We start from the raw sequence: 17,767 nt of genomic DNA, 5'->3' as shown, positions 1-17,767 counted from the left end.
TCCCGGAACCCCCGCCGACGAAAATGAAAGGTGGACCTTAGTCGTCGCCCGAAGCGGCCGCGCCGCCGCGACTGACGCCGGTTCCGGGGCCGACGTCGATGCCGAGTTCTTCGAGCTTCTCGTCGGGGACCACGCCGTCCTCCCAGCCGCGAACCTCGTAGTACTCCTCTTTCATCTCGTCCAGTTCGGCGAGCGAGCCCTCGGAGCCGCCCTTGCCGGGGATGGCGTCCGGGTGGCCCTTCACGAACCGGGCCGGGAGCGAGTCGTCGTCGCCGTCGAAGCCGACGAGGTTGTTGTAGTAGCGTTCGAGGTTGTAGACGCGCTCACCGGCTTCCAGCAGGTCGTCCTCGGTCACGTCGAGGCCGGTCATGCCGTTGTACTGGAGGACGTACTCCTCGATACCTTCCGCGAAGGCGTTGAACTTGCAGATGTCGAAGGAGTCGCTGATGGCGTGGAGGTCCTGGAAGGTGGCACAGAGTTCGCCCTTGCCCTTCCACTCGGTCGGCTCGGCCTTCTCCGGGATGCCGAGGATTTCCGCGGCGGGAGTGTAGCCGCGCAGGTGGCAGGCACCGCGGTTGCTCGTCGCGTAGCCGATGGCCATCCCCTTCATGCTCCGCGGGTCGTAGGCGGCCATCGTCTGGCCCTTCACGTCGAGCGACATCTCGGGGTCGCCGAGTTCGGACGCCGCGCGGCCCGCGCCCTTGGCGAGCAGGTCCGCGAGGTCGTCACCCTCCTCGCGCTGGGCGATGCGCTCTATCATGTCTATCATGGTGTCGGCGTCGCCCCAGTCGAGGCCTTCGTCCAGATAGCCCTTCTCGGTGGCCTCCATCGCCATCGCCATGGTGTTGCCAGCGTCGATGGTGTCGATGCCCATCGCGTTACAGCGGTCTATCATCGCCGCGATTTTGTCGCGGTCGTCGTTCATCGAGTTCGGACCGAGCGCCCACGCGGATTCGTACTCGTAGGACTCCATCCGAACGTTCATGTCCTCGCCCTTGTGGTGGACCTGCACTTCGACTTCCTTCTTGCAGGCGACCGGGCAGGAGTGACAGGTGGGTTCGTCCACGAGAATGTTCTCGCGGACGTTCTCGCCGGAGACGTTTTCGGAGTCTATCTGTCGTCCCTCGGGGTTCTCCTCGCCCTCGCTGTGCGTGCTGGTGAACTTCCCGTTCCGGGTCGGAAGGCCGTCCATCTCTTCGGTGAGGTTCATCAGGACGTTCGTCCCGTACAGCGACAGGCCGCCCTCGTTCGGGGCGGTCACGTCGGACTCCTGAATGACCTGCATGGCCTGCTGGTGGCCCTTCTGGAACGTCTCTTGGTCCGCCGGTTTCGGCATCTTCGTCGTGGATTTGATGACGATTGCCTTGAGACCCTTCGAACCCATGACAGCGCCGGTCCCGCCGCGACCGGACGCGCGGTCGTCCTCGTTCATGATGCAGGCGTACCGAACGGTGTTCTCGCCGCCCGGTCCGATGGCCATCATCGAGAGGTTCTTGCCGTACGACCCTTCGACCTCCTCTTCCAAGGTGTCGCGCGTCTCGTGGACGGTCTTGCCCCAGAGGTGGGAGGCGTCACGAAGTTCGATTTCGCCGTCCTCGACGACCGCGTACACCGGGTCCTCGGACTGTCCTTCGAACAGCAGGCCGTCGAATCCGGCCCACTTCAGTCGCGCTCCCGACCAGCCGCCGTGGTGCGAGTCCGTGACGGTGTTGGTCAGCGGCGACTTCGTACACACCGCGATGCGACCGCTCATCACGACTTGCGTCCCCGTGAGCGGACCGTTCATGAACGCCAGGAGGTTGTCCGGACCGAGCGGGTCCACGTCCGGGCCTTGGTCGAACACGTACTTTACACCCAGTCCACGCGCGCCGATGTACTTCTTCGCGTCCTCGTCGTCGACGCTTTCGTAGTCCACCGACCCGTCCGAAAGGTCCACGCGGGCAACGTGGTCTTGGAATCCGCCTAGTTCGGTCATGGTAACGTCTAGTGATTATATAGGGGCGCTATCATGTTAGTCGTTATCAGTCTAGAGTAATCGAAAATGGTTACGTCGTAGGGTGGGCGGGCGAGGTGTTTGGACCGCTTGGCTACTCTTCGATGTCGAACGAGTACACTCGGTTTTCGTCAACGGTGTAAACTGTATCGTCGTGGAGGGCGGGTGTGTCGCGTGCGTCTCCGAACAGTTCGAACCGCTGGAGCGTGTCGCCATCGTCCGCATCGAGAGCATACACCCGACGGTCGTCGCTTGCGATGTAGACCGTCCCGTCTTCGACGGTTGGTTCCGTTAGCGTGGCCTGGTAGTCGTAGCCGTACGTCGGGTAGGTATACTTCGTATCGAACGTCCAGCGTTCGCTTCCATCGGCGGTGTCCAGCGCGAACAGTTTCTGCGCGTCGCTGGGACCCCCCGAGACGACGTACAGCGTATCGTCGGCGAGCGTCAAGGTCTCCCCGTCGTGATTGGAGGACCAGTTCTCGGTTCCGTCCGCCGGGTCGAGTGCGACGACGTTCCTATCCCTAACGGAACCGCCACCGACGATGAATACGGTTTCGTCGTTAGCGGCTACCGCCTCCGCGTCCCGGTCGTCGGTCCACTTTTCGCTGCCGTCCGTTGCATCGAGTGCGTACGTCCCTTCGGTGGTGGCGGCGTACACCGTCTCGTCCTGTACGGCGACGGGACCGGTCATTTCGACCGATATCGAGGGGTCGTCCGAATCGAATTCGCTGCTCCAACGTATCGACCCGTCGCCCGCGTCGTATGCGGTCACGTACGCACTGCCGTAAAGGGAACTCTCGGTGCCGACGTAGACGACGCCATCCACGACGACTGGCCTCCCGGTTCCCTCCGGGGCCTTCTCGTGCCACCGCGTCGTCCCTGTCGCGTCGTCGATGGCGTAGACGAAGTTGTAGCTACTGCCGCCGTCCCCGCCGAGCGAACAGTAAACCGTCCCGTCCACTACGGTCGTCCAGACGTGTCGGAACGTGTCGTTCTCGTTCTCACCCAGCGAAATACTCCATCGTTCGGTTCCCTTTTCTCGGTCGAACGCTCGGAGCGTGCTGTTCGTGGCGGCGTAAACGGACGTGTCGTCGGCGCTGGCCGTTCTGAACGACTCGCTGCTTCCGAAGTCGAGGGTTCGTCGCCAGTTGGTGGTCTCCGTCGGTCCGCTGATAGCGTACAGGACACCGATATCGTCCACGACGTAGACGGTCTCCCCGACGAGCGCACACCCCGTCGGCGCGTTCACGGACGCGCGAAGCGGAACCTGCCACTTCAGAGAGCCATCTCCGGTGTCGAACGCGGCGATTTCCTGTGAGTCTTCGTCATCGACTTCACGCGGATAGTAGACGGTGGACCCGCTGACCGATAGTTCGGCGACGGTGGTGTACCGGAACTCGTCGGTTTCGCTCCCCTTCCAGCGGACGCTTCCGTCGTCTGCAGCGAGCGCCCAGACTGTTTGAGTCTCGCCCACATAGACGGTCTCGTCGGCGACCACCGGTGAGGTGAGATGAATATCGCCCGCCAGTTCGTGTTGCCATCGTGTCCCCCCATCGTCGGCGGAGAGGGCTGTCACGAACGTCCGTCGGTCGGGATTGCTCCCGCTGTCGTCACGATAGTTCATCGTGACGTAAACGGTGCCATCGACGACCGCTGGTGCGTTCGGTTCCGGGCCATACACGTCGGAACCGACATGCACCGGTGCGTTCCACAGCAGCGTCCCATCTACCACATCGAACGCGTAGACGGTGCCACCCTCCGTGAAGTAGACGCCGCCGTCGCCGACTGCAGGAACGTGGTCCGCGGTGTCCATCTGCCCGCCGTAGTTGGCGGCGTACTCGACGTCTCCGCCGGACATCTCGACGCTCCACTGGAGTTCTCCGGTGTCTGCTGAGAGGGCGAACCCGTAGGCTTGCGTTTCGATCCGCATCTTCAGGAAAACGGTACCGTCGCTTACGGTCGTCGAGGACGCACCGAGTTTCGGCGCATCACAGCCGTTCGCGGGCGAACCGGTCTCGGGATTCTCGAATGTCCACACCAACTCGCCGGTTTCGGTGTCGAGCGCGAACACCTGCCATCCGTAGCTGATATACATCGTTCCGTCGGCGACGGTCGGTGCTTCGTCCGTGTGGGTAGACCGGTCCGTGTACTCGTTTTGCCATAGAAACTCCCGCTCCTCCAAATCGAAGGCGGCGGCCCGTCCGTACTCTGACGCCAAATAAGCGACGCCATCGACGATGGTAGGGGTCGAAATCTCGCTTGCGAGTTCGTCGGACAGGGATTCGCTCCACTCGATCCACGGCGTCTCCCCAACTTCACGTGCATCGGGATTGTACCCCGTGTTCCGGGCATCGAACTGGAACGTCGCCCAGTCCGACGAATGCAACTCCGTCGAAGCGTTGGTCTCGGTATCCGCGGCTTGGGAGGATTGCTTCGTCATCGTACCGGGCGTGTCTGTGGCCGTTGCTCCCGCAACACCGGCGACACCGGCTGCGAGGCCGACCGTCTTCAGGAACGTGCGACGTGTATCCTTTGACATGCGGATTATTCATTCGAGAGAGACGTATTTGCTATCAGGTCGCTAATCGTCTTTTCGTCCATTTCACGTCGTTTCACCCGTGGGATTCCAGACAGGATGGACTCTCCCTATCGGTGGATGTCATGTCTAGAAAATGTAATAACCACCCGACGAAGAAATGCAGCGCTTCGTTCGCACAAACTGTATTTTTCACCGAAACCTCTCACGATCAAACACCGATCCGAGATATCTGACAAATTTTCTGAACCAATAGCAACTGGATAAATATCTGATAACATATGGGTTCGGACGCGGAATACGGCTACTCGCGGTCGAAGGAGTAGACGAACCCGTAGTCGCCGTTGGACCGGTCCGAACTCCCGGCGTACGCCGGGTCTAAATCACCGCGTTTTAGCCCGGTTGTCCCCAATCGTCGGGCCGATGTCTTCATCTCGCGCCCGAACGCCCACGCGACGCTGGCTCGTCGCCGTCCTCGTGGCGGCCGTCATCTGTTATTTCTCCGTGTTCGCGTCGCCCGACGTCGGCGTTGAGCGGTTGGGACCGCTCTCCCTCTTCGGTCGGGACAAGTGGTTTCACGCGGCGGGATACGCCGTCCTCGCCGTCTCCATCGCCGCCGCCGTGGGGGTGAGAAATCACCTCGACGGCCGTTCCGACCGGTACGGACGCGCGGTTCTCCTCGCGGTCGTCGGTGCGGTCGGTTTCGGCATCGCCATGGAGTTCGCACAACTGGCGGTGCCTCTCCGCCACACGTCGGCCATGGACGTCGGCGCGGATACGGTCGGGGCGGTGATTGGCGCGGTCGGGTGGTGGCTCGTCGCACGCCGAGACGAAGCCGATTTACGCTCGTAACCGTTCTCTCCGACAATGAGTACGCCGACTCCCGAGAGCTACGAGCGGGGCAAGGGTATGGACGCCCACAACTCCGTGATGCGCGATATTCGCGCCCGGAAGGAGAAACACTACGACCCGCACGAACCGACGCGGGTGTGGCTGGACGAGGACAACACGCCCGATGGCGTCTACCAGAGTCTCACCATCATCCTCAACACCGGCGGCTGTCGCTGGGCGCGCGCCGGTGGCTGTACGATGTGCGGCTACGTCGCCGAATCCGTCGAAGGCGGAAGCGTCCCCCACGACGCCCTGATGGACCAAATCGAGGTCTGTCTGGACCACGAACGCGAGGGAGCCGACGAGAAGAGCGGTCTCATCAAAATCTACACCTCGGGGTCGTTCTTGGACGAGCGCGAGGTCGGCGCGGAGACGCGCGAGGCCATCGCCGAGACGTTTTCCGACCGCGACCGCATCGTCGTCGAGAGCCTGCCGGATTTCGTCACCCCCGAGAAACTGCGCGACTTCCGCGACGTCGGCCTCGAAACCGACGTTGCCATCGGACTGGAGACGGCGAACGACCGCGTGCGCCACGACAGCGTGAACAAGTACTTCGACTTCGACGACTTCATTCAGGCCAGCGAGAACGCCGAATCCGTCGGCGCTGGCATCAAGGCGTATCTGCTGATGAAACCGCTGTTCCTCTCCGAAGCCGAGGCGGTACAGGACATGAAGGAGTCCATCCGAAAGTGCGCCGAGTACGCCCACACCGTCTCGATGAACCCGACCAACGTCCAGCGCTACACCATGGTCGACGAGTTGTACTTCCGCGACGGCTACCGTCCGCCGTGGCTCTGGAGCGTCTGTGACGTTCTGGAGGACACGGCGGACGTCCCTGCCATCGTCGTCTCCGACCCCGTTGGCCACGGCAGCGACCGCGGCGCGCACAACTGCGGCGAGTGCGACGACCTCGTACAGAAGGCGATCAAGGACTTCGACCTTCGCCAGGACCCCTCCGTCTTCTCGGAGGTCTCCTGTGAGTGTGAGCACACGTGGGAGGCCGTCATGGAGCGCGAAACGAGCTATAGCCTCCCGCTGGCGCGGTAGTCAGGCCGACCTTATCGGGGCTACGGCGTGGATAACAAAGTACGTACCACCCGAGTCGTCTCTCGGGGGGAGGGCAGCGGCCCGAAGGAATGACGAACACAGGTGGGACGTACGAAACGGTGTTCTGTTCGAACGGCTGGATAGAGATCCGGCATCCGGAGCGGACGGCACAGTGGATCGCCACGGACTCACCGACAGAGGTACGGCGCTAATGTACGCCGGACCGGTCATCCTCTGGCCGCTGGTCCTGCTCTTCGTGGGGGGACTGCTGGTGTCCGTCGCGTGGCGACTCCTCGCACGCCAGCGACGGAAGTAGCAGTTACCGGGCGCGTCGAGTCTCGACGGGACGAGAATTTTTCGAAACGTTCAGCTCAGAGCTTCCGCGCCATCATCACCTCGTCGACGAACTCGTCGCCGACGAGATAGTGGTCCGCGCGGGTGGCCTCGGTTTCCCACCCGTACTCCTGCAGCAGCTCGATTGCGGTCTCGTTCGTTGCTGGAAGGCTCTGATAGACCTTCGTGTAGCCCGCGTCGCGCGCCCAGTCCATCGCGCGTTCCAGTAGCCGTCCGCCGATGCCGTGTTCGCGGAAGGGGCCGCGCACGCCGACGGTCAACTCGGCGGTATGGCGCAGTTGGTCGAGTTCCGGCGCGTCGAGGTGGACCCATCCGGCGACCTCGCCGTCGTTTTCGCCGCCCTCAACGGTGGCGACGTAGAACATCCGCGAGCGGCGGTCGTTGCGGCGCAAGAGCGCTCCCTCGTCGCTGATGTCGGCGGCGACGCGCTGGGCGGAAATCGACGCCCCCTCGTCGGCGACCTCCCGAATCGCCGTCTCGATGCCGCTCCAGTCGGACTGCCGCGCCTGCCGGATGCGATACGAGAGGTCCTCTTCCTCGTACGTCTCGACCTCTTCGTCCAGCGCGAGGTGGAGTTCGCCCTCGTCTCGGACGAGCAGACCGGCGTCCACGAGGTCGGCCACCGTCTCGTGGAACTCCTCCGGTGGAATCCGAACCCGCGGCTCCGTCGTTCCCGACCGGGCCGGTTTCGACCCGGACCGCGAGTCGATGCGAACCTCGTCGCGGACCTCTTCGACGGTGGCCGAACCGCTCCGCTCGACGTGGTGGTAGATGCGTTGCTGAATCGTGTCCTCGAACTCGAGGTCAGCGGGTGCTCCCATAGGTGTGGGTACCACTCCGAAGGGATTTATTATTTATCGCCTAAAAAAGCGCACCTCGGATTATAAACTCGCGAACGAATAAATCTATTTTTCTTCGACGTGCCGCACTTCGGTGGCGATGCCGCGGGTGGATTCGGCCATCTCCGGGCCGCTCATCTCGGCGCGGCCGATGGCGAACGCCTTCGGGCCTTCGATGACCACCTCGTCGCCGGGGCGGATGTCGTCGTCGGCGTCCACCACCCCGGGCGCGAGGACGCTCCCGTGAGGCGCGAACGCGTCGATTTCGACCCGCTTTACCGGCGCGTCGCTCTCGACCCATCGGCGGGCACCCGCGAGCGTGAACGAGAGGGTACCGTACTGGGGAACCATCGCCGCGAGTTGTTCGCCGTCGTCGTCGTGCACTCTGAGTTTCGGATAGCGACTCTGGATGTTGAGTTCGGAAAAGAGCGCGTCGCCAGCGCCGTCGCCGAACTGGTAGTCCGCCATCGCCCGGACGGTGTTGTGCTGGCGGTCGCGCTTGCCGTACTTCGACTCGCCCGTGAGCGTGCTGGCGAGATTGCCGAGCGATTCCGTCGTCGTCGGGTGGTCCTCGACGGTGTACTCGAACTCCACGTCGAGCGCCTCCTCGACTCGCTCGCACACGTCGCGGTACCCCTCCTCGGGCACGTGGGCGATGATTCTCGGGTATTCGTTTCGCTCCAGATAGCGCCGGAGGACCTCCGCCACGAACTCCTTTTCGTCCTCGCTCCAGCGGCCGGTAACCACGGAATCGTAGTGCTGTGCGGGGTAGGTCAGTTCGAGTTCCTGCGGGACGACGCCGATGGGACTCGTCATCGACACCTTGTGCGCGCGGAACTGGATGGCGTCGTGGTACTGGCCGTGACTCTGGGATTCGCTGTAGGGCTTTTTCGCCGAACACGGCAGGAGTACCAGCGGGCGGTCGAACCGATTCCGATAGCGCGTCGTCACGCGGTCGGCGAAGCGCTGAATCTCCACGCGGCGAAGGCTGTCTTCGGTCGCGGCGGCGAGTTCCGCGTTCCGGATGACGGGCGTTCGCTCCTCGACGTAACTCCACTGCTGGTCGAACTCCCGGAAGGCGGCCGTTAGCCACTGCTCGTGGCGGGCCTGTCCCTCGATGTAATCGCGGAGTCGCCCCGAGCGGATTCGCTCGCGGACGATGCCCAACTCGGCCCGGAGCGCGTTGACGTTGTGTTCGACGCAGTGTTCGCGCGTGAACTCGTCGACCGGGCGCTGGCAGGCCGGGCAGGAACACGGCAGTTCGTGGAGGTCGTCCAAGTAGTGTTGCCCTTCCGTCGTCAGGTACTTCCCTTGGGTTCCCTTGACGACCGCCAAATCCGAGTCCACGAGGTCCACCCCGGCGTACACCAGCGTGGCGACGTTCTCCGGCGTGGCGACCCCCGACAGCACGAGCGCGCTGTCGGCGGGAATCGCTTCGCGGGTGTCGATGATGGCGTCCTTGAACCCGGCCCCGTGCCCCACGACGCCGCGCGCACCAGAGAGGACGTAGGCGTCCGCTCCGTAGTCGTCCGCCGTCTCCGGCGCGACGACGGCGGCGCTCGGATAGTCCACGTCCGGGTAGTCCACCGCGAACGACTCCATCACTTCCTCGTCGGTCCCGCTCGGGAACGACCGGTGGGGCAGGACGGTCAGTTTCGACTCGTCACCCTCAGGCAGGTCGCGGTCCTTGAACCAGAGACTCCCGGCATCCGAAATCACGTCGTCCGCCAGCGCGGGCGTCGTCAGGGACTCCGAAAGCCGGAGTTCCCCGATTCGGGCCGCCCCATCGCGGCCGTGAATCTCGAAATAGTCAGTCATACCCGTTGTTCGGGGAAGCGGATTGAACTATCTTGCGTAACACCGTGAGTGCCGCCTTCCGCGTCGTCCGCGGTTCGACCGGCGACGGGGACCGGACAGCAGTCATCCGAGAGAAGAGTCGTGCGGCCGTCGAGTCCGGGTGAGTTGACGCCGTTATCGACTCGGGTGGGCCAACACGGTGCCACGGTGAACCGCACACGCCCTCCACAGCGAGTCCGTGGCACAGCCGATAGATTCGTCCAATACCGGAACACACCGTCCCGGCACGTCGAAGAAACGGCGTGGTCTCCCCCAATCGTTTCGCTTTCGAATTAATGGAATATATACCGTCGTGTAACGACACCGGCGCCGCCCACCCTCAGACGGTCGTGAGGTCCACGGTTCGAACCGCGTCGGGAACGAGCGTGAGCGCCGATTCGGGCCACCCCTCGTGTGCGAGCGTGAAGTCGGTTTCCGGGTTCTCGTCGACCAACCGCGCCACGCCGCGGGCCGCCGATTCGTATCCCGCAGCGTCCATTCGGTCCGGGATTTCGGCCGTGAGCGGATACGTCTCCGAGAGCGCGCGCGGGAACGGACCGAACGGCGGCACGACGTTCCACGATTCGTCGTAGCGACTGCTCGGGTTCCCCTCCGTCAGGAGCACCTTTCCTTCGGGATTCAACCGCGAGAGGCGCTGGTGGTGGCGGACGACCTCGGGGCGTGCGGCGCTCTCGCCCGAGAGGTAGAAGAACGCGCCCTTCGAGGCCGGGTCGGTGCGTTCGAGCTGTGCGGCGTGGTCGCCGAGCGCGCGATAGCCGTCGAGCATCGCGGGATGGGCGCGGGCGCGGTTCTCGACCAGTTCGAACAGGTTGCCCGTCCGAATCGCCTGCTTGATGGTTCGTATCTCCTCGAACGTGACGTGGAGGTTGTGCTCCGCCAGCAGTCGCTCCCGCTCCCGCTCGCCCTCCTCGCGGATTTCCTCGGGCGTGTGGTTCGCACAGATTGGACACGAACAGGGGAAGTAATCGAGGTCGTCCAACTGCTCCGTGCCGCGAACCGTCAGGTAGCGGCCGTCGCGGGCGTACAGCGCGTACGCCGCGGAGTCGAACAGGTCACAGCCCATGGCGACCGCAAGCGCGAACATCATCGGGTGGCCCGCGCCGAACAGGTGCACCGGCGCGTCCGCGCCCAGTCCGCGTTTCGCACCCGCCACGACGTCCACCATGTCGCCGTACCGGTATTCGTTCATCAGCGGGACGACCGCGCCGACGGGGAACACGTCGAGCGACGTGTCTTCCGCGTGGCGGCCCGCCTCCTCGCGGAGGTCGGGATACGTCGACCCCTGCACCGGCGCGTTGACGAGCATGTCGCCGACATCGACGGTTTCGGCGAATTCGAGGCGTTCCTGCGTCGTCGCCAGTTCCTCCTCGGCCTGCTCGCGGTCCACGTCCGGGGGCGTCGGGATGTCAACGGGCGTCCCGATGTCCGACCCGATATCGTGTTGGAACCGGAGGATTTCCTCGGTCGTTACGGTGATTTCGCCGTACTCGGCCAGTTGGAACGACCCGGAGTCGGTCATGATGGCCCCGTCGAAGTCGAGGAGTTCGTGCAGGCCGACGTCGAGCGCTTCGTCGCGGAAGTCCTCGCTCTTGTAGAGGATGTAGGAGTTGGTGATGAGGATGTCCGCGCCGAACTCGCTTTCGAGGCGGGACGGCTCGACCGTCTGCATGTGCGGGTTGACGACCGGCAGGAGCGCGGGCGTCTCGACCGTCACACCCGCGCGCGGGACGGTGAGTTCCCCGATTCGCCCCGCCCCGTCTTGGTCGCGGATTTCGAAGTTGTCTCGTTCCATTACCGCCGCGTAGCCGCGGTGTCGGTGTAAGAATTCCGCTCTCGGATTCTCGGATGCGACGGAAACGGTCTCGGTTTGAGCGGTCGGTCAGCGACGAACCGGGTTGGAGCGCCATCGTACCGCCGTTGGCCGCCGTCTCGTATTTAAACCCTCGCCCGGGGATTTAGGAGGGTCGAATGCGAGTACGTCGCATGGACTCGATTGCCTTATCGGACCGTGAAGCGACGGAAGTGACTGACGGCGTGTACCTCGCGCAACTGGCCGCCGGAGAACGGATGAGTATCCAGCACTTCCACATCGAACCCGGCGCGACCGTGCCGGAGCACAGCCACGAACACGAGCAGACCGGATTCATCTACGGGAGCGCGCTGACGTTCATCGTCGACGGCGAGGAGTTCGTCATCGAGGAGGGGGACTCCTATGCGATTCCGGGCGACGAACCGCACGCGGCGGAGAACAGGACTGACGTTCCGGTTCGGGGCATCGACGTGTTCAGTCCGCCGCGGCTCGACGTGCCGTGGAAGTGAGACGGTTCGCACCGCAGCGTAACTGAAACTTATTATCGTGATGGTTGTAGGCACCTGCGGTAGTGTGCCATGATAGGAGTTACCGAATTGGAGGAGATGCTGGAAAACATGGTGACGGCGCGTCACTACGAGGAGCGATTACAGGAGGAGTATCTGGAGGGGAAACAACCGGCGTTCGACATCTCCGCCGGGCCGATACCGGGCGAGTTGCACCTCGCCGCGGGGCACGAGGCATCGGGCGCTGGCGTCTGCCAGCACCTCCGCGACGACGATACGGTGACGGGACCGCACCGTCCGCATCACGTCGCCATCGCCAAGGGCGTGGACTTGAAGCGGATGACCGCCGAGATATTCGGCCGGGAGACGGGCCTCTGTAAGGGGAAGGGCGGACACATGCATCTGTTCGACCCCGACGTGAACTTTTCGGCGAGCGGCATCATCGCCGAGGGCTGTCCGCCCGCGGTCGGTGCCGCGCTCGCGTCGAAGAAGCGAAACGAGGACAGCGTGGCCGTCGCGTTCCTCGGGGAAGGGGCCATCGACCAAGGCGGTTTCCTCGAATCGCTGAACCTCGCCAGCGTTCACGACTTGCCGGTCATCTTCGTCGTCGAGGACAACGACTGGGCCATCAGCATGCCCAAAGGGCGGGTGACGGACGTTGAAAACGGTGCCCAGCGCGCGGACGGGTTCGACATGCCGGGCCACCGCGTGGACCACGACGACGCGACGGCCGTCTACGAGGCGGCCGGCGAAGCGGTCGGCCGCGCCCGCGACGGCAACGGGCCAACCCTGTTGGAAGTGCAGGTCCACCGCCGAATGGGACACTTCATGGGAGACGCCGAGGCCTACCGCCCGGACACGGACACCGAACGGGCACAGCACCTCGATTCCATCGACCGACTCGAGGCCGACCTTCGCGCGACGGGCGCGGACGAGGGGACCATCGAGGAGATTCGTTCGCGTGCGAAAGAGCGCGTCGAGGACGCCATCGAGTGGGCCAAAGAGCAACCCGAACCGGATCCCGAGGAGGCCTACGAGGACGTGTTCACGAATCCGCCGGACGGCTACGCGGAAACCCTGCGAGGTGGTGAGTGATGGCGGCGTCGGACGGCAAGGAACTGACGATGAGTCGCGCCATGGTGGACGCCATCGCACACGAGATGCGCGAGAGCGACGACGTGTTCGTCATGGGCGAGGACATCGCCGATTACGGCGGCATCTTCGACAGCACGCAGGGGCTTCTCGACGAGTTCGACCGCGACCGAATCATGGACGTGCCCATCAGCGAAACCGCCTTCCTCGGTGCGGCGGTCGGCGCGGCCCAGTCCGGGATGCGCCCGATTGCCGAACTGATGTTCGTGGATTTCTTCGGCGTCGCCATGGACCAGATATACAACCAGATGGCGAAGAACACCTACATGAGCGGCGGAAGCGTCAGCGTCCCGATGGTGTTGATGACGGCCGTCGGCGGCACGTACAACGACGCCGCCCAGCACTCCCAGACGCTCTACGGGACGTTCGCCCATCTGCCGGGCATGAAGGTGGTCGTCCCGTCCACGGCCTACGACGCCAAGGGGCTGATGCACGCCGCCATCCGCGACGACGACCCGGTCGTCTTCATGTTCCACAAGCGCCTGATGGGAATCGGCTGGATGCCCGCCCCCGAGGGACCGAAGACCGCCGTCCCCGACGAGGACTACACGGTCGAGTTCGGCGAGGCGGACGTGAAGCGAGAGGGTGACGACGTGACCGTCGTCACGCTCGGTCTGCACGTTCACCGCGCCATCGAAGCCGCCGAGGACCTCGCGGACGAGGTGGACGTGGAGGTCGTGGACCTCCGCTCGTTGGTGCCGCTCGACACCGAGACGATAGTCGAGTCGGTGTCGAAGACCGGCCGACTCGTCGTGGTGGACGAGGATTACCGTTCGTTCGGCGTTTCGGGTGAAATCATCGCACGCGCGGCGGAGAACGGTCTCTCCGACCTCACCGCGGTCGAACGCGTGACCATGCCGGACACGCCGATTCCGTACGCCCGTCCGCTGGAACAGGAGGTCAACCCCGGGACCGACGACATCATCGAGGCCGTCCGCTCCGTCAACGATGAGTGAGGACCTCGTTCCCGTCGATTCGGCCGCGGTCTGGCCCGAGGACGCACAGGACGTGACGGAGGCGATCGTCGCCAACTGGTTCGTCCGCGAGGGAAGCGACGTCGAGGAGGGTGACACCATCGCCGAGATTCAAATCGAGAAGGTGAGCGTGGACGTGCCCGCCCCCGCGACGGGCGAACTGGTCGAACGACTGGTGGACGAAACCGAGGAGTTCGAACGCGGCGACGCGCTGGCGCGGATTCGGCCCGCGTAACGCGTCGCAATCGGATTCCGGGAGTGAGACCGATTTAGCGCATCGCATTTCGTCTCTCGAGGAGTTCTGGTGCGTTTCGGACAAATCCCGGATTTATTGAGATATGGGGAGATTGTCTTTTTAACTAACCATTAGTTAATATGAGGGGTCGTGACAGGTATTCTACCGTGACGGCTCGACCGTATGCGACGGTCGAGTCCGAACGCGAACGACAATCATACCTGAGATCAATCCATGAAAGGAACGAATCGAACGAAAGCGGTCGTGACCGTGTTCGTGCTATCGTCCGTCGTAATTGCCGCCGCGTTCGCCGGGAGCGCGTTCGGTCTCCAGGCGAATCGTGAAACCACCACCTCGGCATCGCCGGACGGTCCAGCTACGCTGGACGACTCCCCCGCAGCGGAGGAGTTCACCTGTGATAGCGGTGAAAACGCCACCGTGCCGGGCAACTGTGATGTGTACCTTACCGTCGTCCCGTTGGGCGTCGATAAGGAGGACGACCTCGCGGCCTTCACCATCCGCAACGACGGCAGCGGGGATTCCGTCGCCGACCTCACGATACGGTACGAGACGAGTCAGGGTGAATCCGGGACCTTCGACGGGAACTACCTCGAAACCAACACTACCGACGACGGGTCGGTGACGGTCAGCGTCTACTACGACGGGAACCTCGTCGGTGAAGTCCAAAGCGATACGGACGCGACGATGGACCTCGGCCAACCGAACGATTCCGGAGATGACAACGCCGACGACGGAACGGACGGTACCGACACGTCGGACGGAGACGAAAGAAAGGACTGCTGAATCGAGGGTAGTCACCCTGTAGTAACGCGATTTCAGCGATGCGGTACGCTCGGAAAAGTGCGAGAGTAACGTTCCGTTCACTCCTTTTTTGAGGGACCGAAAATCGGAGATTTTCAGGTGCCAGAAAAACGCTCTGCGAAAGTTTTTCGATGTCTTCGCGGCTCTGCCGTGAAGGTTCGAGAATTGGTTACGCTAATTTCTCGATATTCTCGACGATGGCGTCGGCGTACTCGCTCGTGGCGAGTTTCTCGCCGCCTTCGATCTGGCGTTCGAGGTCGTAGGTGACCTTACCGGAGGAGATGGTCTCTTCGACGGCGTCGCGGACGAGTTGACCGGCGTCCTTCCAGCCCATGTATTCGAGCATGAGACGACCCGAGAGGATCATCGCGGTCGGGTTCACTTTGTCCTCACCGGCGTACTTCGGCGCGGAGCCGTGGACCGGTTCGGCGAGACAGCGGTGGTCGCCGAAGTTCGCACCGGGTGCGATGCCGAGGCCGCCGATTTGAGCGCCCGCGGCGTCGGACATGTAGTCGCCGTTCAGGTTCATCGTGGCGATGACGTCGTACTGGTCCGTGCGGGTGAGAAGCTGCTGGAGCATGTTGTCCGCGATGCGGTCCTTGACGACGAGCTTGTCCTCGGGCTGTTCGCCGTCGTACTCGTCCCACAGTTCGTCTTCCGTGATGGTGACGTCGCCGAACTCCTCCTCGGCGAGTTCGTAGCCCCAGTCGCGGAACGCGCCTTCGGTGAACTTCATGATGTTGCCCTTGTGGACGAGCGTGACGGAATCTCGGTCGTTCTCGAGGGCGTACTCGATGGCCTCGCGGACGAGGCGCTTCGTTCCGTACTCCGTGATGGGCTTGATACCGATGCCGACAGGGCCGTCGTGGATGACGCCGTCCTGGCCCATGTCCTCCTCGACGAAGGCCTTGACTTGCTCGACTTCCTCGGTTCCGGCTTCCCACTCGATACCGGCGTAGACGTCCTCAGTGTTCTCACGGAAGAAGACCATATCCATCGCCTCGGGGTGTTTGACGGGCGACGGAACGCCGTCGAGGTGGTAGGTCGGGCGGACGTTCGCGTACAGGTCGAGCGTCTTGCGGAGCGCGACGTTCAGGCTGCGGAAGCCAGCGCCGACGGGGGTCGTGAGCGGTCCCTTGATGGCGATGTTGAACTCCTTGATGGCTTCGACGGTGTCGTCCGGGAGGTTCTCGTCGTACTTCTCGCGGGCGCTCGCACCGGCGTAGACGCGCATCCAGTTGATTTCGCGGCCGGTCGCTTTCGCGGCGGCGTCGAGCACTTTCTGTGCGGCCGGGCCGACGTCCGTCCCGATTCCGTCCCCGTGGATGATCGGAATGATGGGGTTCTCCGGCACGTCGAGTTCGCCTGTCTCCTCGTCGTACGTGATCTGGCCCCCGTCCTCCGGTACCTCTACTTTGTCGTACTCGTAGCTCATGAACGTGTGAACATCCGAACGACGAGGATAAAAGGCCTGCCGTTTGGCCCCCGTATGGGCCTTATACGCCCTTAAACAGTTAGGTGTTCGGCGGGGTAATCGGGCCTAGCAACGGCCGTCGAAATCGCCTTCGTTCGCCCCGTCGTCGGCGCGCTCGTGTGCGAACTATCGTTCGTTTTTCCGTCGTCGTAGCCGTACATCGGCCACGAACTCGCAGCGAGGTCGTCGTCCGCGTCGCCCCGCTCGTACATCGGCATCGTTTGACCAACCATTTCGTTCAGTTCAGTTATATTCTCCGCTGTCATCTCCGCGGGATTCGACCCGGACTGCCGTTTGACGTGAACTTAAGCCGTCGCACGCGAGACGGGTGCGCATGCAAGTCATCGTTCACGGCGGTGCTGGCGGCGAACCGGACGAACCGACCCCTCGACAGGCCGTCCTCGACGAAGCGGCGAGCGTCGGCGGCGACCAGGAGACGGTCGTCGATGCCGTCGAAGCGGCGGTTCACGTCCTCGAATCCTCACCGCGGTTCAACGCGGGCGTCGGCGGCGCGGTTCAGAGCGACGGGGAGATTCGAACCGACGCCGGAATCATGACGAGCGACCGCGAAGCGGGCGCGGCCTGTTCCATGCCCGGCGTCGAACACGCCGTCAGCGCGGCCCGCGTCGTCATGGAGGAGACGCCGCACGTCCTCGTCAGCGGCGAGCACGCCGTCTCGCTCGCGGCCGATTTTGGCGTCGAAACCGACATCGACCTCTGGACAAAAAAGAGCCGGGAGCGGTGGGCAGGCCACGACACGCCCGAGGGGTCGCCGAGCCAGCACCTCGATTTGCTCCGCGAGAAGTTCGGGGGGAACGCGGCGCGCAGCGCCGCGGAGAAGTCGAGCGGGGGCGACCCGCGAGACCACGATACGGTCGGGGCGGTCGCCTACGACGGCGAGGAGTTCGCGGCGGCCACCTCGACCGGCGGGCGGTGGCTCGCGCTCGCGGGTCGGGTCGGCGACGTTCCCCAAATCGGAAGCGGGTTCTACGCGGCCCCGGCGGGTGCGGCGAGTTCGACCGGTGCCGGTGAGGACATCGCCAAATCGACGCTGACCCGGCGGGCGGTTCGCCACCTCGAATCTGGATTCGACGCACAGGAGGCGGCGGACCGCGCCATCGAGGAGTTCGCCGAACTCACCGGCTCGAGTGCGGGCGTCATCGTCCTCGACCGGGACGGAAATGCGGGCAGTGCGTTCAACAGCGACGCGATGCAGACCGCAGCGACTCGGTAGTCGCTCCGTCGCCCGGTTTCGCCGTAACGCAAACTCTTTCCGG

General features: G+C 63.8%; 17 protein-coding genes. 9 read left to right on the top strand and 8 right to left on the bottom strand.

The features are described from left to right. Window positions 1–37 precede the first annotated feature (37 nt). The 3 genes from B208_RS0107555 to B208_RS24915 all read right to left on the bottom strand — a co-directional run bounded on the left by B208_RS0107555 (window position 38) and on the right by B208_RS24915 (window position 4,962). Window positions 38–1,975, bottom strand: a complete 1,938-nt coding sequence (locus B208_RS0107555; RefSeq protein ID WP_007983633.1) for an aldehyde ferredoxin oxidoreductase family protein — start codon at window positions 1,973–1,975, stop codon at window positions 38–40. Between the two features lie 112 nt (window positions 1,976–2,087). Continuing rightward, window positions 2,088–4,532 (bottom strand): outer membrane protein assembly factor BamB family protein, encoded by a 2,445-nt coding sequence (locus B208_RS0107550; RefSeq protein ID WP_007983631.1) that lies wholly within the window; start codon window positions 4,530–4,532, stop codon window positions 2,088–2,090. Between the two features lie 301 nt (window positions 4,533–4,833). Continuing rightward, window positions 4,834–4,962 carry a hypothetical protein gene (locus tag B208_RS24915; RefSeq protein WP_269745655.1) on the bottom strand — a complete coding sequence of 43 codons (129 nt, stop codon included), beginning with the start codon at window positions 4,960–4,962 and terminating at the stop codon, window positions 4,834–4,836. On the opposite strand from B208_RS24915, the gene B208_RS0107545 reads away from it, so the two are divergent. The 3 genes from B208_RS0107545 (at window position 4,953) to B208_RS23780 (ending at window position 6,783) form a co-directional block, all read left to right on the top strand. Continuing rightward, a complete protein-coding gene (locus B208_RS0107545; RefSeq protein ID WP_007983629.1) occupies window positions 4,953–5,381 on the top strand; it encodes a VanZ family protein in 429 nt (142 codons plus the stop codon). The genes B208_RS24915 and B208_RS0107545 overlap by 10 nt on opposite strands. A 15-nt stretch (window positions 5,382–5,396) precedes the next feature. Next, window positions 5,397–6,467, top strand: coding sequence for an archaeosine biosynthesis radical SAM protein RaSEA (locus B208_RS0107540; protein ID WP_007983627.1), 1,071 nt, complete (start codon window positions 5,397–5,399; stop codon window positions 6,465–6,467). 172 nt (window positions 6,468–6,639) lie between these two features. Then, complete coding sequence (locus B208_RS23780; protein ID WP_154652472.1) at window positions 6,640–6,783, top strand: hypothetical protein; 144 nt, start codon at window positions 6,640–6,642, stop codon at window positions 6,781–6,783. Window positions 6,784–6,838: 55 nt separating this feature from the next. Here B208_RS23780 and B208_RS0107525 read toward each other — a convergent pair whose 3' ends face one another. From B208_RS0107525 to tgtA, 3 genes are all read right to left on the bottom strand, one after another. Beyond that, window positions 6,839–7,642 carry a GNAT family N-acetyltransferase gene (locus B208_RS0107525; protein ID WP_007983623.1) on the bottom strand — a complete coding sequence of 268 codons (804 nt, stop codon included), beginning with the start codon at window positions 7,640–7,642 and terminating at the stop codon, window positions 6,839–6,841. Between the two features lie 84 nt (window positions 7,643–7,726). Beyond that, window positions 7,727–9,478, bottom strand: coding sequence for an archaeosine synthase subunit alpha (arcS, locus tag B208_RS0107520; RefSeq protein WP_007983620.1), 1,752 nt, complete (start codon window positions 9,476–9,478; stop codon window positions 7,727–7,729). A 358-nt stretch (window positions 9,479–9,836) separates the two neighbouring features. Then, window positions 9,837–11,309, bottom strand: a complete 1,473-nt coding sequence (tgtA, locus tag B208_RS0107515; protein ID WP_007983619.1) for a tRNA guanosine(15) transglycosylase TgtA — start codon at window positions 11,307–11,309, stop codon at window positions 9,837–9,839. A 191-nt stretch (window positions 11,310–11,500) separates the two neighbouring features. Between tgtA and B208_RS0107510 the strand changes: the two genes are divergently transcribed. The 5 genes from B208_RS0107510 to B208_RS0107490 all read left to right on the top strand — a co-directional run bounded on the left by B208_RS0107510 (window position 11,501) and on the right by B208_RS0107490 (window position 14,998). Beyond that, on the top strand, window positions 11,501–11,836 hold the full coding sequence (locus B208_RS0107510; RefSeq protein ID WP_007983617.1) for a cupin domain-containing protein: 336 nt from the start codon (window positions 11,501–11,503) through the stop codon (window positions 11,834–11,836). Window positions 11,837–11,932: 96 nt separating this feature from the next. Further along, on the top strand, window positions 11,933–12,928 hold the full coding sequence (locus B208_RS0107505; RefSeq protein WP_007983615.1) for a thiamine pyrophosphate-dependent dehydrogenase E1 component subunit alpha: 996 nt from the start codon (window positions 11,933–11,935) through the stop codon (window positions 12,926–12,928). After that, on the top strand, window positions 12,928–13,941 hold the full coding sequence (locus B208_RS0107500) for an alpha-ketoacid dehydrogenase subunit beta (protein WP_007983613.1): 1,014 nt from the start codon (window positions 12,928–12,930) through the stop codon (window positions 13,939–13,941). Before B208_RS0107505 ends, B208_RS0107500 begins: the two co-directional genes overlap by 1 nt. Then, on the top strand, window positions 13,934–14,194 hold the full coding sequence (locus B208_RS0107495) for a lipoyl domain-containing protein (RefSeq protein ID WP_007983611.1): 261 nt from the start codon (window positions 13,934–13,936) through the stop codon (window positions 14,192–14,194). The genes B208_RS0107500 and B208_RS0107495 overlap by 8 nt, the downstream gene beginning before the upstream one ends. Window positions 14,195–14,428: 234 nt before the next feature. Beyond that, entirely contained in the window at window positions 14,429–14,998 is a 570-nt protein-coding gene (locus tag B208_RS0107490) for a hypothetical protein (protein WP_007983609.1), read from the top strand. Window positions 14,999–15,185: 187 nt separating this feature from the next. Here B208_RS0107490 and icd read toward each other — a convergent pair whose 3' ends face one another. Next, a complete protein-coding gene (icd, locus tag B208_RS0107485; RefSeq protein WP_007983607.1) occupies window positions 15,186–16,451 on the bottom strand; it encodes an isocitrate dehydrogenase (NADP(+)) in 1,266 nt (421 codons plus the stop codon). A gap of 71 nt (window positions 16,452–16,522) precedes the next feature. Then, entirely contained in the window at window positions 16,523–16,723 is a 201-nt protein-coding gene (locus tag B208_RS0107480) for a hypothetical protein (protein ID WP_232423746.1), read from the bottom strand. A gap of 101 nt (window positions 16,724–16,824) precedes the next feature. On the opposite strand from B208_RS0107480, the gene B208_RS0107475 reads away from it, so the two are divergent. Then, a complete protein-coding gene (locus tag B208_RS0107475) occupies window positions 16,825–17,724 on the top strand; it encodes an isoaspartyl peptidase/L-asparaginase (RefSeq protein ID WP_007983603.1) in 900 nt (299 codons plus the stop codon). Window positions 17,725–17,767 lie beyond the last annotated feature (43 nt).

The organism is Haladaptatus paucihalophilus DX253, assembly GCF_000376445.1.
Taxonomy (GTDB): Archaea; Halobacteriota; Halobacteria; order Halobacteriales; family Haladaptataceae; genus Haladaptatus; species Haladaptatus paucihalophilus.
This window is presented reverse-complemented; position numbering and strand designations above follow the sequence as displayed.